Annotated in this window: 18 protein-coding genes; 5 read left to right on the plus strand and 13 right to left on the minus strand. The window is 39.9% G+C overall.

Going from position 1 to position 18307, the window contains the following annotated elements:
• Window positions 1–180: 180 nt before the first annotated feature.
• The 3 genes from VXM68_RS19050 (at window position 181) to VXM68_RS19060 (ending at window position 1734) form a co-directional block, all read left to right on the plus strand.
• A complete protein-coding gene (locus VXM68_RS19050; protein ID WP_367209711.1) occupies window positions 181–651 on the plus strand; it encodes a helix-turn-helix domain-containing protein in 471 nt (156 codons plus the stop codon).
• Between the two features lie 82 nt (window positions 652–733).
• Window positions 734–1393, plus strand: coding sequence for an aldo/keto reductase (locus VXM68_RS19055; protein ID WP_367209712.1), 660 nt, complete (start codon window positions 734–736; stop codon window positions 1391–1393).
• A gap of 65 nt (window positions 1394–1458) precedes the next feature.
• The gene (locus VXM68_RS19060) at window positions 1459–1734 is read left to right on the plus strand and encodes an aldo/keto reductase (RefSeq protein WP_294182486.1); all 276 of its coding nucleotides are present in this window, start codon (window positions 1459–1461) and stop codon (window positions 1732–1734) included.
• 122 nt (window positions 1735–1856) lie between these two features.
• On the opposite strand, the gene VXM68_RS19065 is transcribed toward VXM68_RS19060, so the two are convergent.
• The 10 genes from VXM68_RS19065 to VXM68_RS19110 all read right to left on the minus strand — a co-directional run bounded on the left by VXM68_RS19065 (window position 1857) and on the right by VXM68_RS19110 (window position 11281).
• Window positions 1857–3593, minus strand: a complete 1737-nt coding sequence (locus tag VXM68_RS19065; RefSeq protein WP_294182488.1) for an ATP-binding protein — start codon at window positions 3591–3593, stop codon at window positions 1857–1859.
• Between the two features lie 24 nt (window positions 3594–3617).
• Complete coding sequence (locus tag VXM68_RS19070) at window positions 3618–4739, minus strand: sensor protein KdpD (RefSeq protein WP_367209713.1); 1122 nt, start codon at window positions 4737–4739, stop codon at window positions 3618–3620.
• 62 nt (window positions 4740–4801) lie between these two features.
• Entirely contained in the window at window positions 4802–5887 is a 1086-nt protein-coding gene (locus tag VXM68_RS19075; protein WP_367209714.1) for a porin, read from the minus strand.
• A gap of 47 nt (window positions 5888–5934) precedes the next feature.
• Window positions 5935–6501, minus strand: a complete 567-nt coding sequence (locus VXM68_RS19080; protein ID WP_367209715.1) for a K(+)-transporting ATPase subunit C — start codon at window positions 6499–6501, stop codon at window positions 5935–5937.
• 25 nt (window positions 6502–6526) lie between these two features.
• On the minus strand, window positions 6527–8536 hold the full coding sequence (gene kdpB, locus VXM68_RS19085; RefSeq protein WP_367209716.1) for a potassium-transporting ATPase subunit KdpB: 2010 nt from the start codon (window positions 8534–8536) through the stop codon (window positions 6527–6529).
• 25 nt (window positions 8537–8561) lie between these two features.
• Window positions 8562–10247, minus strand: a complete 1686-nt coding sequence (gene kdpA / locus VXM68_RS19090) for a potassium-transporting ATPase subunit KdpA (protein WP_367209717.1) — start codon at window positions 10245–10247, stop codon at window positions 8562–8564.
• A gap of 141 nt (window positions 10248–10388) precedes the next feature.
• Window positions 10389–10466, minus strand: a complete 78-nt coding sequence (locus VXM68_RS19095; RefSeq protein ID WP_075994865.1) for a potassium-transporting ATPase subunit F — start codon at window positions 10464–10466, stop codon at window positions 10389–10391.
• Entirely contained in the window at window positions 10467–10844 is a 378-nt protein-coding gene (locus VXM68_RS19100; protein ID WP_367209718.1) for a hypothetical protein, read from the minus strand.
• 27 nt (window positions 10845–10871) lie between these two features.
• Entirely contained in the window at window positions 10872–10994 is a 123-nt protein-coding gene (locus tag VXM68_RS19105; protein ID WP_257786997.1) for a hypothetical protein, read from the minus strand.
• Between the two features lie 143 nt (window positions 10995–11137).
• On the minus strand, window positions 11138–11281 hold the full coding sequence (locus VXM68_RS19110; RefSeq protein WP_294347146.1) for a hypothetical protein: 144 nt from the start codon (window positions 11279–11281) through the stop codon (window positions 11138–11140).
• Window positions 11282–11677: 396 nt separating this feature from the next.
• Between VXM68_RS19110 and VXM68_RS19115 the strand changes: the two genes are divergently transcribed.
• Complete coding sequence (locus tag VXM68_RS19115) at window positions 11678–12409, plus strand: DUF1080 domain-containing protein (RefSeq protein ID WP_293954997.1); 732 nt, start codon at window positions 11678–11680, stop codon at window positions 12407–12409.
• 215 nt (window positions 12410–12624) lie between these two features.
• Here the strand turns inward: VXM68_RS19115 and VXM68_RS19120 are convergent, their stop codons facing one another.
• Window positions 12625–13533: an NAD(P)/FAD-dependent oxidoreductase gene (locus VXM68_RS19120; RefSeq protein ID WP_367209719.1), complete on the minus strand. Its 909-nt coding sequence runs from the start codon at window positions 13531–13533 to the stop codon at window positions 12625–12627.
• A 390-nt stretch (window positions 13534–13923) separates the two neighbouring features.
• On the opposite strand from VXM68_RS19120, the gene VXM68_RS19125 reads away from it, so the two are divergent.
• Complete coding sequence (locus VXM68_RS19125) at window positions 13924–14586, plus strand: DUF1349 domain-containing protein (protein ID WP_294182500.1); 663 nt, start codon at window positions 13924–13926, stop codon at window positions 14584–14586.
• Window positions 14587–14631: 45 nt separating this feature from the next.
• Here the strand turns inward: VXM68_RS19125 and VXM68_RS19130 are convergent, their stop codons facing one another.
• Together VXM68_RS19130 and VXM68_RS19135 are read right to left on the minus strand one after the other, a co-directional pair.
• Window positions 14632–15417, minus strand: coding sequence for a helix-turn-helix transcriptional regulator (locus VXM68_RS19130; RefSeq protein ID WP_294182502.1), 786 nt, complete (start codon window positions 15415–15417; stop codon window positions 14632–14634).
• A 36-nt stretch (window positions 15418–15453) separates the two neighbouring features.
• Window positions 15454–18009: a BamA/TamA family outer membrane protein gene (locus VXM68_RS19135; RefSeq protein ID WP_367209720.1), complete on the minus strand. Its 2556-nt coding sequence runs from the start codon at window positions 18007–18009 to the stop codon at window positions 15454–15456.
• Between the last annotated feature and the right edge of the window lie 298 nt (window positions 18010–18307).

Below are 18307 nucleotides of genomic sequence, written 5' to 3' on the forward strand. Positions count from 1 at the left end.
TAATTTCCGTATTTACTAAAGTAGGTCATAGACATCAAGAATAAAACCGAAATACATTGATACCAAATTGTATCTCATAACAGTTTTAAATCAATTTTTAGTCAGTGCTTGTTCATTGTTTATTCAGTCTACACTGAATAAACAACACAATTAGCAGAAATTTCTACAATCTTGCAAAAGATGATGGTTGAAATGAACTCGAGCTATATCCATAAAGATGATATGTTGCGAAGTTATCTACATCTTCTAATTCATGAAACGATGAAATCGAGTCCCGCAGCGAGTTTTGGATCTTATACCAATGCATCGACTAGGGTATCGGTATTATTTCTTGAGCTGTTAGAAAGACAATTTCCAATCAATACCCTTCAACTTAGCCTGCAATTGAAAAGCTCTGCAGATTATGCGCATGCGCTTTCGGTTCATATCAATTACCTCAACAGGTCGGTAAAAGAAGCCACAGGCAAAACCACCAGTACACATATTGCAAACCGTGTGGCCCAAGAAGCCAAAGCTTTGTTGCTGCATACCAATTGGAATATATCGGATATTGCCTACAGCCTAGGATTTGAATATCCATCCTATTTTACCAATTTCTTCAAAAAGCAAACCGGGATGTCTCCAAACCAAGTCCGAAGCAGTACTGTTTGAATTGTATAACAATCTGTTTGATTGTCTTAACTCGCTTCGTTTGTTCCTTATGTACTTTTGTATTGAACAAAATGTAATCATTATGAAATATAGAAATCTTGGAACAACAAATGAAAAACTCTCTGCGATTGGATTAGGTTGTATGGGAATGAGCTTTGCTTACGGACCTACGGACGAAAAAGAGAGCATTGCAACATTGGAAAGAGCATTGGACCTCGGCATTAATTTTTGGGATACCGCGGATATGTACGGCAACGGTGCAAATGAGAAACTTATTTCAAAAGTGCTTGTTCCCAACCGTGACAAAGTTTTTATTGCAACAAAATTTGGGTTTCGCTTTAAAGATGAAATAGCTGGTCCAAGTGATACGGCAAACACTTATTTCGATGGCTCGCCCGAATGGATAAAATTAGCGGTAGAAAAAAGTTTAAAACGCCTTAGAATCGACACCATAGATCTTTATTATGCGCACCGCGTAGATCCCAATATTACTATCGAAGAGACCGTAGGCACTATGGCAGAATTGGTTAAAGAAGGAAAAGTGAGGTATTTGGGTTTAAGCGAAGCATCGCCCGCATCAATCATTAAAGCAAATGCCGTACACCCTATAGCTGCTTTACAGAGCGAATATTCGCTCCTTACACGTGATGTAGAAAAAGAAATCTTACACACAATAAGGCAGTTGGGGATAAGTTTAATTCCTTATGCGCCTCTAGCGCGTGGATTATTTTCAATTCTTTAAATTTAGAAGATCTTGCTTCGGACGACTTTAGAAGAACCTTACCTCGAAATCAAGGTGAACATGCATTGAACAATGCACATTTAGTCGCCGACTTCTCCCTACTGGCAAAAGATAAAAACTGTAGTCCAATACAACTCGCTTTAGCCTGGGTGCTGGCACAAGGAAATGACATCATTCCTATTCCAGGAACTAAAAAAAGAAGATACCTGGAGGAAAATGTTGGTGCCCTTGATGTACAATTATCGCATGATGATTTAAAAAAAATAGATGAAATACTTCTCAAATACCCTAATATTGGAGCACGATACAGTGAAGGTGCTATGGCTTTAGTTAACCATTAATCCATTTTTGAGATTATAAGTGGCTTGCCAGCGTCACTTATGATCTCAAAAATTGTTTTCCACTGATCCAGCTTTGTCGTGTTGTCATAATACACTATGGGAACAGATCCGATTAGTATGTATTAATTATCGGGAATAGCAGTACGCAATGAAAAATAGAAAGAACTTCCTGCGCCATAATCACTTTCAACACCAATTTCGCCACCTTGCGCTTCTATAAACTCCTTACTAATACTTAAACCAAGTCCTGTTCCACCCTTTTTGGACCCTGGCACACGGAAGTAACGCGCAAATATTTTATCCAAATATTTCGGCTCGATCCCTTGCCCACTGTCGGTAACGATAAACTTTGTTTTAAGTTCGCTGTTTTCCACCGCTATACGAATAACCGAATCTTCATGGGAGTAACGTATCGCATTGGAAAGAAAATTTGTAAGAACCCAGGCAGTTTTCTCATTGTCAGCAAATATAGCTTTCACATTGGGGTCTACCTCGATAACAAAGTGGATATTTTTTTGATTCGCAGCAAATTGATTTGCCATGATAGCATATTCAATAATTGGCTGTATTTCTGTCGTATGTAAGTTAATTTGAATAGAACCACTTTCGACCTGCGTCATATTTAACAGTTCACCGGTTATTTGAAGCAAGCGGTTAGAATCATCTTTTATTCCATTTAACAACGTAAGCTGCTCGGCATTCAGATGCCCTATTTGCTCGTTTTCCAACAATTGGACCCCCATTTGAATCGCCGCAATAGGCGTTTTGAATTCATGCGATACGGTACCGATGAAGTTTGTTTTTGCAAGATCAAGTTCCTTAAATGGCGTAATATTCTTTAGGATAACCACCTGCCCGATAAACTTTGGTTCAAGTTCACCTGTGGGCAAAACATTGATATCAATAACATCTTTTTCAAAATAGCTTTCTCTATCGTCTGCATAAATTTTAACAGCATTTTTTTCACGTTTTTCTACAGGAAGAAAAAGATCTTTAAAAATATCCTTAGCAAGATCATTTTCATCTGAAACCGCTAAAGCAGATCTTCCGAGAAGTTGATCTTTATGTAGATTTGTGATGCGAAGTGCTTCCTCGTTGACAAAAATAACACGTCGCTCTTCGTCGAAGCCTATCACCGGATCATGCATATGATCAACAAGGGACTCTATTCGTCTTTTTTCCTTTAAAATTTTTTCAAGTTTACTTTCAGCATATTCTTCCAATTTCTCTGCCATGGAATTAAATGAAGCGACGAGTTCCGCAAACTCACCTCCGCTCTGTACCTGAATACGCTCTTTGTAGTTCTGTCCTGCAATCTGTCCAATACTCGCTGTCAATTTCGCAATGGGGTCAGCTATATTGGACGGCAAATTGACCAGCAATATAAAAGCAATGATAAAACAGAGTGCCCCGGCAAATGAAATGACCAAAATTGCATGTTCGGCAGTGCGATCCGCAACAATACTCTTCCGAGAAATTGCCGTCATATTTTGCTCCATTAACAAGGCAATATCCTTTCTGATAGACGAGACAATAGTAACATCTAAGGGCTTATCTTTCAGTTTTAAAAAATGTTTGGCAATTGCGTTTGTTGTTTGCTGCTCTCCGACTTCGGTAACATTTTTCCGTTGTTTGTCAAGATTAATCTGGAAATTATTAAAAGCAGCTTTTTCAACAGAAATTTCCTCCAATGCCAATAACATATTCTTGGCGTACAGCAGCGTATTGTAGTTCGCTGTCAGTATATTTGCGGTATCCTTTTTTAACCGGTTTACATACCAACCACTTAGTGCGGCAAGTAGAAAGATCATGAGAAAAAGTGATCCTACACCAAAGGTAAGTTTCGTTTTTATTTTCATCTTATTCACAATTTGTCTTTATTATTAAGACAATATAATCAGGTCGATGTCTTCGGTCGACAGTTGTGCCAGCAGTTTGCTAAATGTATCCTTAGCAAGTAATATCCTTAAAAGAGATAATCGTGGTTTTCCAATGCAAACTGTGGTGATCTTGCGGAGCTCGCACAAAGCGATGATCTCTTTTGCCACACTATGACTTTCTACTTTGATAATTTCTCCACCAAGTTCTGTCGCCAGTTTGAAGTTATTGATCAGGTGCCGTTGTTTATTTAAAGCTATCCGGTCTCCGCGCTCTTTTGGCAACTGTACATAGAGCAAAAACCAACTGCTATTGTAATATCCTGCTAAGCGTGCTGTTTTTCGGATGACGTTTTTTGCTTTTATTTCATTAGAACTTATACAAGCAAGGAAACGCTCCTTTCGCACCCATCGTTGGGGTTGAACTTCAATCTCTACTTTGCGTTGAACCTGGGAGGCAACTTCTTTCAACGCCATTTCACGCAATTGTAATATATGTTCGCTTTTAAAGAAGTTTTGAAGCGCTGCCTGAATTTTTGACGCGTCATAGATCTTACCCTCTTTTAGGCGAATGATAAGCTCTTCTGCAGTAAGGTCAATGTTAACGACTTCATCTGCGGAATCAATAACACTGTCGGGAACACGTTCTTGCACTTCAACGCCTGTAATCGCTTTGACCTCCTCATTTAAACTCTCAATATGCTGGATATTAACAGCGCTGATTACATTAATCCCCGCTTCAAGAATCTCCATAACATCCTGCCATCTTTTGGTATTTTTACTGCCTTCAATATTGGTATGTGCCAGCTCATCGATAATGACAACCTCGGGATGTGAATTCAAGACAGCATAAAGGTCCAGTTCCTCCAACTGTTTGCCTTTGTAAAAAAGATGGCGTCGGGCGATAAGGGGTAGACCGTCGAGCAATTGATGTGTTTCCTTCCGATTATGTGTCTCAATATAGCCAATACGAACATCGATTCCTCCCTGTAAAAGGGTATGTGCATCCTGTAACATGCGGTATGTTTTTCCAACCCCTGCACTCATACCGATATAAAGTTTGAAGCGACCTCTTCTCGATTTCCGAATAAGGTCCAAAAAGTGTTCAGCGCTTTTCCTCTCTTCCATTTTTATTGCCTTTCATTTCAGAAGGTTCCTGCCGATCCAACACACGGCAGGAACAATTGTTTTTAAAAACTAACGATAAGTGCTGTTACAGCCGTCACACTATTTTTCACCAACTTATTTGTCCGATCAAGGAAAATAGCATCTTTATTTGTGAGATTACGTAGTTCCGTACGCCAAAGAACATTGGGAAGAATGGCATAATCTGCATTTAAAGAATAGCCAAACGTTTGAAAACCTTGCTCTGTAGTCGTAGAAACGATCACACCATGCTTATCGTTGTAATATTCTCCTCTTGCTGTTAAGCTAAATTTTTCGGTCGTCGCGTATCGTGCAATTAACACTGGGGTGTACCATACATTGTACTTCGAACTACCTTTTGCTTTTTGTTCAGCTCCAATATCAAATCCGAATGTGATTCCCAGCTTTTCGTTCATTTGATAAATTGCATAAAGGTTATGAAAATAGCGCATCTGTCTGACGCTATCCGCTTTATCACTGCCTATAAAAGAACCACTATTGATGGTCCATTTAGCTGTCGGTTTATAGACCAATTGATGGCCAAATGCTGGTAAACTGCTACCGTCCACCCGTTGAATCCGCTGCCATCCGTTTAAAATAAGCCCACTTAAAAATAGTTTTCCCGATGCGGATGTATAGGATATTTTTGCTCCGGTTTCAAAATAAGGTGAATTATCCGCAAAAATACTCCTTGTTACAGTCCAATTATCCTTTCCTATAGCGCTTTCAAAGCCCAAATGGGAAGAAAATATGCCAGCATCGATCCATAAATTATGTTTTTTCGAGATACGAACGCCGGCATTCGCTTCGTAAATATTTTTTAAGACACCGGGTTCCGCACTGTAGTTCGCATTCATATATGTACCGACACCTAAAGCAAGATTTGCACGGGTATTTATTGTTTCGTATGTAGCTTTTAAAAATGCCAAGTTTATGTTTACTTCATTCGTCCTATTGTGACTATATACAAAGCCTGGGCGTGTATTTCCAAGTGGATTGTTAAAGTCCCGAAGGTAATATGCTTCAAGGTAACCACTGATAGACAATTGGGTGTTTTGAGTCGTATCTTGCTGTGCAAATAATTGTGTTGCCCCTGCGAGTAAACAGACCAACATCGCTAGTTTTTTCATGTAAATTGTTCTTATAAAATGTATATCGATGACCCTTCAGGTCAATTTTATTTTTCAGCCATCTCGTCCAAAGCAATATTTAGTTCAAGGACATTGATTTTGCGAGGTCCAAACATATTCCATAAAGGCGTCTGAACGTGGGCATCAACAAGAGACTGTAGGCTATTTACCGATATACCTCTCGCTTTCGCAACACGATCAATTTGTATTTTTGCTGCCTCGATGGAGATATCTGGATCCAAACCACTCCCACTGGCTGTAACAATGTCTACCGGCACCTGTTCGCGTTTTACGGTGGGATTGTGGACTAAGAACGTATCAATACGGACCCTAACTTCCGAAAGATATTCCCCATTAGAGGGCCCTTTGTTACTTCCTCCCGATCCTGCTGCATTATAACCAACAGCGGAAGGACGCGACCAGAAGTAATCATCACGCGTAAAGGCCTGTCCAATATTTCTGTAATACTTTTGCCCGTTGTACGCTAGCATTTCCCCTTTTCCATGATTAGGTGCTATTTGCGCTATTGCCCATACGAGGGCTGGATATACCACTGAGAGCAGGAGCAATAAAACAATTGTAATCTTTATTGCCGGATATATATGTGTTTTCATCTTTGCTTTTATTATTAAAAATGTATTAGATAAATAGGGAAACCAGTAGGTCTATGACCTTGATACCAATAAATGGAACGAGTACTCCACCAAGTCCAAAAACGAGCAGATTTCTCCGTAACAGTGCGCTTGCACCTATAGGTTTGTATGCGACTCCTTTCAATGCCAACGGAATCAGTAATGGGATAATAATTGCGTTAAAGATGACAGCTGATAGTATGGCACTTTGTGGACTACTGAGCTGCATAATGTTTAAACCTTGAAGTTCGGGTATTGCTGCAATAAACAAGGCCGGAATGATAGCAAAATATTTAGCGACATCGTTTGCAATACTAAACGTCGTTAGCGTACCTCTGGTCATCAACAATTGTTTACCTATCTCCACAACCTCAATCAATTTGGTTGGATCATTGTCGAGATCGACCATATTTCCGGCCTCTTTTGCAGCTTGTGTACCGCTGTTCATCGCTACACCAACATCGGCTTGTGCAAGTGCCGGGGCATCGTTTGTACCATCCCCCATCATGGCGACCAATCGCCCGTCAAGCTGTTCTTTTTTGATATAGTTCATCTTGTCTTCGGGTTTCGCTTCGGCGATGAAATCATCCACTCCCGCTTTTTCGGCAATATATTTGGCCGTTAACGGATTGTCTCCTGTCACCATAACAGTCTTTATACCCATTTTTCGCAATCGTTCAAAGCGTTCATGAATCCCGGGTTTTATCACATCCTGCAATTCTATGACACCGAGTACTTGTTCATTCTCGGCTACGACCAATGGCGTTCCCCCATTTTGAGAGATAAGCTTTACGCGTTCCTCTATTTCCTGAGGAAATAGATTTCCAGCCTTTACAATGATATTTCGAATAGCATCTGTTGCACCTTTACGAATACGTGTCTGTTCAAAGTCTATTCCCGAACTACGGGTTTCGGCGGTAAACTTAATGAATGCCGGGTTTTCGACCTTATAGCTCGATGGGTTGACACCAGCCAATTCGACAATTGATTTCCCTTCTGGTGTTTCATCGGCCATGGAGCTCAATGTTGATGCACGTACCAGCGCTTCCTTCAGGACACCATCGGCGGGGTAAAAATTTGTCGCCTTACGATTTCCGATCGTAATGGTTCCAGTTTTATCAAGCAACAAGACATCAATGTCACCCGCCGTTTCAACTGCCTTGCCACTTTTTGTTATAACATTTGCACGAAGTGCACGATCCATTCCCGCGATACCAATTGCCGATAAAAGACCACCTATTGTTGTTGGAATCAGACAGACAAAAAGTGAAATAAACGAAGCAATGGTGATACCAACATTGGCATAATCTGCAAATGGTTTTAAGGTCACCGTTACGATAATAAATACAAGTGTAAAACCTGCCAAAAGGATGGTTAAGGCAATCTCATTAGGTGTTTTTTGGCGGCTTGCCCCTTCGACCAATGCGATCATCTTATCCAAAAAGCTCTCCCCCGGTTCTGTCGTCACCTGCACAACAATTCGATCGGACAAAACCTTGGTACCACCGGTAACTGAACTTTTATCACCTCCAGCCTCGCGGATCACCGGTGCTGATTCTCCGGTAATTGCACTCTCATCTATTGTCGCCAACCCCTCAATAATCTCCCCATCCAATGGAATTACATCACCAGCCTGACAAACAAAAACATCATTTTTTTTCAATTGAGCGGATGAAACCACCCGACCATCGCGCAGGGTTGCCGGAGTTTCCTCTCGAGTTTTCCGAAGACTATCTGCTTGCGCCTTACCGCGGGCTTCGGCAATTGCCTCAGCAAAATTTCCAAACAATAAGGTTAAAAATAGAATAAGAAATACCGTAAAATTATAACCAAGTGTACCTTGTGATTTTTCCCCAGTCATTATCCAAAGACAAACGACGGCCATAATCAGCGTCCCGATTTCCACGGTAAACATCACTGGATTACGGAACATTATTTTAGGATTTAGCTTCACGAAAGATTGCTTTAACGCCTGTTGTACAAGTTCTTTCTGAAACAATGTTTGTTGATTGCTCATTTTTAGAATTCTTTAATTTTAAGTACTACATGGAAAAATATTCCGCAATTGGACCCAATGCCAAGGCAGGGAAGAAAGAGAGTGCTGCAATAATCGCGATCACAGCGAATACCATTAAACCGAATGTACTTGTATCTGTTTTTAGCGTTCCCTCCCCTTCAGGTATAAATTTTTTCTCAGCCAATAATCCCGCAATAGCAATTGGCCCTATAATCGGTATGAAGCGGCCGAGTAACAATACGATGCCTGTCGAAATGTTCCACCAAATTGTACTATCTCCAAGACCTTCAAATCCACTACCATTGTTAGCTGCGGATGAAGTATATTCGTACAATATTTCACTAAAACCATGGAATCCAGGGTTATTCAATGTAGAAGCACCTTGGGCTGGAAACGCTGTCGCAAGTGCTGTACCGACAAGGATTAGAAAAGGATGGGCAAGAGCAACAATCATAGCGATTTTCATTTCCCGCGCTTCAACTTTCTTACCCATAAACTCTGGTGTGCGCCCCACCATCAAGCCACTAATGAAAACGGCGAGTATAATAAAAATGAAGAAATTGAGTATCCCCGCGCCTACACCGCCATAAAAAGCATTCACCATCATCGCTAGAAGTTCGTTCATACCAGATAAGGGCATGTAACTATCATGCATAGAATTGACAGAACCCGTCGAAATCATCGTTGTAACAATACTCCAAAACCCCGATGCCGCTGCACCAATACGTATTTCCTTTCCCTCCATGGCGCCCATAGACGTGTCAATACCCATCTGCGCGATCGCTGGATTTCCAGCCATCTCCATTTTTATATTTGGTATTGTCAGGATGATAAACCCAATGGTCATCACACCAAACATCATCCATGAAAATTTACGCTTGCGAATAAAAAAGCCGAATGCAAATATCATCGCCATCGGGATAATAAACTGGGCAATCATTTCCACCATATTGGTCAAATAATTGGGATTTTCAAATGGATGCGCACTGTTCGCACCGAAAAAACCACCTCCATTTGTACCAAGATGTTTAATTGGGACAAAGGCAGCTACCGGTCCTCGGCTTACCTGTACGGTATCTCCAGCGACAGTAATCATGCTGTTCTTACCTTCGAAAGTCATCGGCATGCCTTGGAATACGAAGATGGCAGCAACCAAGACAGAGATAGGCAGTAAAATCCGGGTGCAAGACTTCACAAAGAAATCGTAAAAATTGCCCAATTGTGTTGTTGTCTTATCCCTAAAAGCTTTGAAAATAACCACTGCTGCAGCCATTCCCACGCCTGCGGTCACGAATTGAAGAAACATGAGCCAAATTTGTCCTAGATAGCTCACTCCTGATTCACCGGAATAGTGCTGGAGATTACAGTTGACCAAAAAAGAGATACTGGTATTAAAGGCCAAATCAGCAGTCATTCCGGGATTCCCATCTGGATTTAAAGGCAAATGTGCCATATTCATCAGGATAGCCATGCTCAACAGGAACCACAGTAGATTAATTGTCAAAAGAGCAACGAGGTGCTGTTTCCAAGTCATCTGGAGGCTAGGATTAATTCCTGTCACCCGATAAAAAAAACGTTCCAATGGTTGAAACAATGGATCTAACCAGGTTTTTTCATTGCCATATACCTTAGCTATATATTTCCCAAGGGGAAGTCCGAGTAGTAATGTTACGGTGAACATCACTATGATTCCAAGAATCTCTGTATTCATTTCTTTAGTTGATTTGTATAAAAAGTGTATCATGACCGATCGTCATCTAACCTCAAGCTCTTATTTTCGCTATGTAACACGAAAAGAACTGACTGAGAGCGGGATTTCATCGTCGACGATAGAGAATGAGTAATCTTATTATTAAAATTTTTCTGGCTTTAGAAGTACATAACAGATATATGCAAAAACCAGTAGTGCTACAATAAATAAAGCTGTCATTTACTTTGATATTAATAGATTATGAATTTGTTGTCCTTTAAGGACCTCTAAAAATGGTGTTGGCAGCTGAGCTTCGATTACCGCCCATGCATTGACCGAACTGATGCGCCGAAGACCTCCTAAAGATCTTACAAAGAGATTTTCCAGAATGTATTTGACGTAATGGTTTCCTCGTCCATAAATCATTCCGAGGAAATGAATATGCTGGCAAATTTTGTCCGTATTTTGCAATATAATTAAGCTCCGAAGGTGATTAATAACGGCCTGTAGGGCTCCTGCAAAATTGTGCTTCCGTAATAGGAAACTAATCTCTGATCGGATTTCCTTATAATGGAGCGCCATATACAAACCTGCACCGTATTGATTTAATTTTTTCATGTTGTGCGTAAAACTATACTTCAAAATCTAACCGATATAGAGTTGAAAAATCATTGCAATAATCAACACCACTACTATGATCTTCGCTATACGGTCTCCCGATAAATTATGTGCGGAACTTCTGCCTTTATTTTCTTGCTTCTCTTTCATATTATTTCTTTCATATTTTGCCGAAAAAATCGACCATTTTATAGAATAACCAGAAGAACAAAATTCCAGTTAAGACGAGTATGATTGTTATTACCATTGTTAAATTTTATTAGTGAATCGCGATTTCATTTTGTTAAACTCAATTACATACCAGCAGCTTTACCGATCGTCTCCCGCGGAGGACTCTTGCCACATACTTTTCTTTTCCGTCCTGTTTTCATATTTACATTCATTTGTCCCAATAAGCCAAACAGCGTTCCACCATGCCATAAAACATCATAAAACATTATGAATCAGATGATATAAAAAAATAAGTCACAAAATAGAATTGGAGAATCCTATCATTTTGATAAGGTTATTTTATCAAAATGAGAATGACTATGCTGAAAATGTGATAAAATCATTATAATGTGTACCTTGTCATCTATGCTTGAAAGGTGACCAAAAAAGTATAGACGGCTTGAGCCGATTTATCTTTTAATATGATGGGCCAGCACATTTTAAAAATTCATGAATGAACGGGAGAATAGGTGAACCTCGAGTTAAGTATTAGCAGAAGCACTATGTAACAAATTTGCAAAGGAATATGAAATCGTCTCCAAAAGTTCACATTAAAAATTATTTTAGGAAATACATATTAGTTGGGAAAACGTATTAACGAGACACTTATACAAATAAAAACAATGATAAACTTAAACCTTTTCAAAAAAATCACCTTATGGGTCTTTCTAGGCTGTATTTTACTCTCCTGTCAAAATGAAAAAAGCAGTCCCAATACATTGACAGAAGAAGAGCAAAGTAACGGCTGGCAACTTCTATTTGATGGTAACACGCTCAACAATTGGCATACCTACAATAATAGCAAAAATGCGCCTACAGCCTGGGTCGTTAAAAATGGGACTATTTACTGCAATCCAAACAGTGAAAGCCAAAAATATGACTTGGTATCGGACAAAGAGTATAAAAATTATGAGTTTAAGTTTGAATGGAAGCTGGAAAAAGAGGGAAATAGTGGCGTTTTTGTCAATGTACAGGAAAGACCGGATATCAATGCGACCTACCATTCAGGACCAGAATATCAATTGTTAGCAGATTCTCATCCTGATTTTGATAAGCCGCTAAAGCGTTCCGGCTGTCTTTATACATTTCTACCGCAGCAGAACTTTGTCAATATTAAAGCACAGGATGATTGGAATGAATCGAGTATTATTCAGAAAGACGGAAAGGTAAAGTTCTACCTGAATGGTAAAATCACTGCTGAAATGGATTTTAATTCCGCTAAATGGAAAGATTTGGTAAAACATAGTAATTTCAAAGATTATCCAGAGTTTGGTAAACATATTAGTGGTAAATTGGCACTACAGGATTGGTCCAGAGGCGTATCGTTTAGAAACTTAAAAATAAAACCATTGTAACAAAAAGTCCTATTCTCGTTATAGGTTAAGCAATAGCTATCGAGAAACAGCTGTTCGCTATGGGGAGGTATCTCTAAACCAATGTAAAAAGATGAAACCGGTAGTGGTTTCATCTTTTTTATAACTAGATTTTTCAGTAACCATATTAGGATAAGGACGCGCCAATAAACTGTAAAAAGGTACCACTAGCGCGAGGAAAAAGGTTAGTATGGGTGCTAAAAAACTTCGTCGACAAGTTCTTTATTAACCATTGCTCCAGCTAGGTTTCCTGTAGCAACAGCATTTGCCACCGAACGCATCATACTAGAATTATCTCCACAGGCAAAAACTCCTTCAAGTGAAGTTTTTTGAAAATTATCTATTTTGATATGTCCCTGTTCCGTTATTTCACAACCTAGGGCGGCAGGAATAGCCGAATGTTGCCTAAAAGGAATGGCAGCATAAACAGCATCGAAGGGAAGTTCACGACCGTCTTTTAATTGCACCTGCTGAACCCATCCATTCTTGTGCTGGATTTTAATTATTTCTTCTTCAATGATCGAAATACCGTGTAACTTCAGTTTTGCTTTCTGCTTAACATCAAAACTAGCCTTACCAAAAGTCAATAGCGTTAAGTCGGATGACAGATTGTGAACCAAACCTGCAAGGTGAAGAGCTCTTTCACCATTGGCCATAATAGCAGTTTTTCCTTTTCGAAATTCATAACCGTGACAATATGGGCAATGGATAACCGAAATTCCCCAACAGGCTGAAAATCCTTGTATACTGGGCATAATATCTTCCACACCAGTTGAAAAAATGAGCTTTTTAGCCTGAAAGACGTCTCCATTTTCGATGTTTATTTCATACCCTGTAGCTGTCTTCGTGCCGCTCACAGCAAGCCCTTTCTGAAACTTGACACTCGGGTAGTTCAGAACTTCTTCCCTTGCTTTTTTCGCTATACTCAGCGGCTTTTCACCATCATGGGTGATGAAATTGTGGGAGTGCGGCGTCTGTCGATTACAAGGCAACCCACTATCGATAATCAGCACATTCCGCAAGGAACGTCCTAATGCCATCGCTGCAGAAAGTCCGGCATAACTTCCCCCAACAATAATTACCTCATAGCTTCTATCATCTTTCATATATACATTATTAAATATTAATCCTCTTCTGACACAAAATAAATTAGGAACGATAATTCTCTTCTACCGCTCTAATTTCCAGTAATCCATATGGGCCGAGTTCTCTGTATCAATGGTATTAACATCGTAAAGTACATGTTTACTCCACCAGATATGGCAAATCTATCTTTGCCTAACCTACCTGGTTCAAAAATGGATTAAAAGTCAACTAAACGAAGATAGCACTTTTCACTATTGCAACTATGTAGCAAAAACATTAAATGCTATTAAATTGCAAATAAATTACAATCGGATGAATTACTGGGATCATGGTTATATATCAGTATTGAAAACCTGTGCTAGGCTTAAATATCTTTGCTGATGAAAATGAATATCATCAAAAAACAAAACATGAAAACGATAAAGACATTTTTAGCAGCTTCATTATTTCCATTGCTTACGATACAGGCCAGCGCACAAAAATTGGATAAGATGCTTTGGTTTAACGAACCGACAGAATGGAACATCAAAGACAATTCGCTGTCGATGTTCGTTACGCCTAAAAGCGATTATTGGCGTATCTCTCATTATGGATTTACAGTAGATGACGCGCCCTTTTTCTATACGCTACGCGGGGGTGAGTTTGAAGTCAAGGCAAAGATCTCGGCTAATTACCAAACCCGCTTTGACCAAGCAGGTCTCATGTTGCGCATTGATCAGGAGAATTATATAAAAGCAGGAATCGAATTTGTTGACGGAAAATACAATTTAAGTACGGTCGTTACGCATAAAACAAGTGATTGGAGCATTGTTCCGATCGATAAGGAAATCCCCTACATCTGGATCAAAGCGATACGTCGATTAGATGCTGTTGAATTTTTCTATTCTTTTGATGACAAGGAGTATATCATGATGAGAAATGCCTGGCTACAGGATAATCACCCTGTTATGGTCGGTCTAATGGCAGCTTCACCTGATGGCAATGGCTTTCAGGCGAAATTTGATCATTTTACGATCACACACCTTGCAGATCAACGTCGAAGCAAATGGCTAAAAGAGAATAATTCAAACTAAAAACACCGACGCCCGCCTAATACAGCCGCATAGACGGGCGTTATCTTAAATCTGTTCAGTATCATCCTGCTGCATCGTATTAAACACACTTACTGCTTCATATGAATTTCGGACGCGAAGCTTTTGGAGTATATTTTGGCGATGACGATTTACTGTATTTACACTTAGTCCTAGTTTTTCGGCAATTCGCTTGCTAATCATTCCTTTCTTAATACAGCTTAAAATTTCCTTCTCTCGTGTGCTAATCGAAGTTTTCGCACCATAACCATCCAGTTGATGGACTACGCCTGTTACCTGATTGAGAATATAATTTCGGAGATTGACTGATGTTTCAGTTTCTGGTAATAGGGTATAACAGCATAAAGCCAACTGTGGAAATTCCGGTCCCGGGGTGTCCAAGTAAAAAATTTGATGGGACAGCTGCATGATTTGCCCCTCTCGCCCTTCGACCCGCAGGATGCTGTTTGCTTGATAATTGAATCGCTCCTCCAGATCCATTTTTTTGACTAAGTCGAGAAATTGAAGTTCCAAAGCATGCTTGATGGCCAAATCATCGGGGTAAACACGTTCGAGAAGAAAATCTTCCCAAATTCCATTTATCTCCATTTTCTTTTCACCTGCAGGAAGATAAAGTCGCTCTGCAATTGTTCCGATATAGGTATAACTCCAGTTCGCTGTAAGGTCACTCAGTACGGCTATACCATTATGAATGTCGGCAAAAGTTTTTGCGTAACTCTTATAGTGTTTTAGCACAGATAAATCAATGCTGCTATTTCTTAGCCTACGCTCCGAAAAATTCTTATCTAATTTTTTTTTGATCTCCGATTTCATTTCATTTCACACTTAAAAAAACTTCATTTTAGGCCTTTAAAAAGAAAGTCCAACGCGAAGATAAGGCAAGGTTGCTTCTTTACTAAAACCGAGTACCCCCTGAATCGTGAGCAGGTCTCCAGGCATAAAATAAATTCCACCGCCGTAGCCCATATGCCAGTCATTGGAATTTTCATGACTCATCCAAACCCTCCCAATATCATAAAAACCAATTGCCCCGACTGTTCCAGGAACGATATAAGAAGAGTAGCTAAATAATTTTAATCGCATGTCAAAATTATTATATAGCGCTGTTTTCCCAGTGAACCGTCGAGAATTATACCCTCTTAAGCTCATTTCACCACCAATTTGCGCATGCTGATAAAAATAGGGATCTCCCCATACCGCATCAAATCCTAGACGGTTTGCGAAAGTAATATAGTTATCGGCAACCGTTTTATAAAAACTCATGGAATGCTGCAATTTTGTATAGTTACGGACCCCCCATACAATTTCAGCATTCCAGCCCAGCCTGGTATGTACATGTACTCCAGATTTAGGATTGGCCATATTATCGCGTGTATCATAATCTATCCCGCCAGTAAGCCCAGTGAAGAAATTACTTCCATAAATAGGTTCCGATGGATATTTTTGATGGAATTCCTCAAAATAACGTCCAACATTATTCGATTCTTTACTCGTATAATATTCGGAAGAAGATCCATAGAACACCTTGAATTCAGGCGCTAGGTGCTTTTCCAGAAAAATGTCACCGCTCACAAGGTCAAATCGATTTCGATAATATGAAATGCGCTTTGAATCCGATTTATCAAAAATAGTATTGTTTCCATATCCAAAGAAATTACTCAGGTTTTTGGGACCAAGGGACGAAAGATGAATATAAAGATCATGCCCTGCAATGAGATCTTTGTAATTCCCTTTGTAATCAAACATAAATGATTCGCGACCGGTCAAATAACTGCCAAGAAACTGATGCCGATAGGCATAAGGCTTCTTTCTGAAGCCCTGATTCTCGATCATATACCCCAGTCCAAAAATAAGTCCACGATCAACCCCATAATCTAGGTTAAAAACGACCCCTTTACGATCATAGATAAAATTTTCATAGTCAAACTTATGGACAGCGCTGTCTTTGCTCAACTTCAGATGAATAGCATCATCAACCTGCATAGCACCCGGCACCTGATTTTTACTATCATAGATATAAACTTTGCTGCCATTGGCAAATTTATCCGTTGTACGGTAAAGATTCTGTCCTTCCCCGCCAATTAGCCGGATCTTTATAGGGGATTTCCCTGATCCATGTAACTTATATTCGTCAGCGCCAGATATGCCATATATACGGACTTCTTTAGTCTGATCAGGTAAAAAAGTACGCTTTAATAATTTTCGCCCTTCGGTTCCATCTTTTTTCTTGTTGTGAATATTGACAGTGACCGAGCCATCCTTATTGTAATCGACATCCACAAATTCAGATTCCGCGGACAATGGTAGTTCAACGACACGCGCCAGAAATCGATAGTAGGTCAGTCCGCTTTCCATCAGCTCGTCCCTTCTTGAACGAATATTTGTTTCCAATTCATTCGCACTCATTTTCACAATTGTATCAGGCATCGTTAACATCGCTTGATGAATCAACGAATCCGTCAGTGTTTTCTGAACAAACTGTATTTCGTCAATCCATTCGTCCTCTGTAAGATGAGTGAGAAAAAAATGATCAAAAGTACTCGCATTAAAATTCCAATGGGGCACATTTCGGATATGTGGACTAAAGGGTTGCAAATGAGCCTTCAACCATTGATAGGAAAGTAATGTGGGAAATACACCCGAAGTTTTATAATATACCTTATCCCGATCCCTTGGGACGGGAGTATAGATCTTTTTACCTTTTTCCTTTTCGGGATCCCAACGCCAATTATCTTGATGACGATCCCAGTCACCAAGCGTAAAGTCGAGCATCCGGGCGCGTAACGTAAGCTTTTGATCAATTTGCGTATCATTATCTTCTAAGAGCTTACGCATGACTTTTGCAGTATTATCTGTCTTTTTATCCTCAAAAGGCGCACGCGCCTCAAACATATAAGCCCTATTTTTAAAGACTTCGCGATAATCGCCTAATCTGGGGTCGTCCCCTACAAAAACAAGTTCCGGCGAAGCTGAAGGAATACTCAATGCTTTATTAAATGGCGGTACAGTCAATGCTCCAAATGGGTGATGTATCGAAATCTGATCTTGTACAATATCTTTTGCAAATGTCTTTCGGAGGCTTTCTGGCAGACTGCGTTCAGGATATTTTTGGATAGACCTGAGCACCCACTCTCTACCCATAGAATCTACCAGTCGAAGTGACTGGGTCTGCATACCACCACCCAACTTAACAATATGAAGCCCGCCCCGCTCTGTGCCGAGATCCATCACACGCATCCTAACAGGAGTATTATATAATTTACGGTAACTATCTCCAAGCCAAAATCGATGCAATAAGCCCACACGGTCATATTCAGGTGCGATCACGGTGGTCATACTGTCTATACGCTGCGCTTGTGAACTAAAAATACAGCAGCAGGCAATTAATGTAAAGATTCTTCTCATTTTATCTATGTCGGGTCTCCGAGAAATCAACAGTCGATATAGACAGAATGTTGGTGGCCTCGATGTCTAATTGTGATAAAGTTCACCTTTTAAAGCAAAGAATCAAAAAATTTCAGTTCCTTTTTTAGAAAATGCAGCTATTTCAAAGAGACTTATCGCGGTTAGTTCGAAAGATTTCTGCATCTAGCATCCAAACGGTGGCGACAGTGTGCGTATACCAATTGGATAGCAACGCTTTCAAATGAACATCTCCTCAGGAGATGTAGTTCTGTTTGTCTAAAAACTCCTAAAATGAGGA

The organism is Sphingobacterium sp. R2 (assembly GCF_040760075.1).
GTDB lineage: Bacteria > Bacteroidota > Bacteroidia > Sphingobacteriales > Sphingobacteriaceae > Sphingobacterium.

Coding starts and splice junctions, on each gene's coding strand:
- VXM68_RS19050 (WP_367209711.1), top strand. CDS start 181: ATGATGGTTGAAATGAACTCGAGCTATATCCATAAAGATGATATGTTG.
- VXM68_RS19055 (WP_367209712.1), top strand. CDS start 734: ATGAAATATAGAAATCTTGGAACAACAAATGAAAAACTCTCTGCGATT.
- VXM68_RS19065 (WP_294182488.1), bottom strand. CDS start 3,593: ATGAAAATAAAAACGAAACTTACCTTTGGTGTAGGATCACTTTTTCTC.
- VXM68_RS19070 (WP_367209713.1), bottom strand. CDS start 4,739: ATGGAAGAGAGGAAAAGCGCTGAACACTTTTTGGACCTTATTCGGAAA.
- VXM68_RS19075 (WP_367209714.1), bottom strand. CDS start 5,887: ATGAAAAAACTAGCGATGTTGGTCTGTTTACTCGCAGGGGCAACACAA.
- VXM68_RS19080 (WP_367209715.1), bottom strand. CDS start 6,501: ATGAAAACACATATATATCCGGCAATAAAGATTACAATTGTTTTATTG.
- kdpB (WP_367209716.1), bottom strand. CDS start 8,536: ATGAGCAATCAACAAACATTGTTTCAGAAAGAACTTGTACAACAGGCG.
- kdpA (WP_367209717.1), bottom strand. CDS start 10,247: ATGAATACAGAGATTCTTGGAATCATAGTGATGTTCACCGTAACATTA.
- VXM68_RS19095 (WP_075994865.1), bottom strand. CDS start 10,466: ATGACAGCTTTATTTATTGTAGCACTACTGGTTTTTGCATATATCTGT.
- VXM68_RS19100 (WP_367209718.1), bottom strand. CDS start 10,844: ATGAAAAAATTAAATCAATACGGTGCAGGTTTGTATATGGCGCTCCAT.
- VXM68_RS19105 (WP_257786997.1), bottom strand. CDS start 10,994: ATGAAAGAGAAGCAAGAAAATAAAGGCAGAAGTTCCGCACATAATTTA.
- VXM68_RS19110 (WP_294347146.1), bottom strand. CDS start 11,281: ATGTTTTATGATGTTTTATGGCATGGTGGAACGCTGTTTGGCTTATTG.
- VXM68_RS19115 (WP_293954997.1), top strand. CDS start 11,678: ATGATAAACTTAAACCTTTTCAAAAAAATCACCTTATGGGTCTTTCTA.
- VXM68_RS19120 (WP_367209719.1), bottom strand. CDS start 13,533: ATGAAAGATGATAGAAGCTATGAGGTAATTATTGTTGGGGGAAGTTAT.
- VXM68_RS19125 (WP_294182500.1), top strand. CDS start 13,924: ATGAAAACGATAAAGACATTTTTAGCAGCTTCATTATTTCCATTGCTT.
- VXM68_RS19130 (WP_294182502.1), bottom strand. CDS start 15,417: ATGAAATCGGAGATCAAAAAAAAATTAGATAAGAATTTTTCGGAGCGT.
- VXM68_RS19135 (WP_367209720.1), bottom strand. CDS start 18,009: ATGAGAAGAATCTTTACATTAATTGCCTGCTGCTGTATTTTTAGTTCA.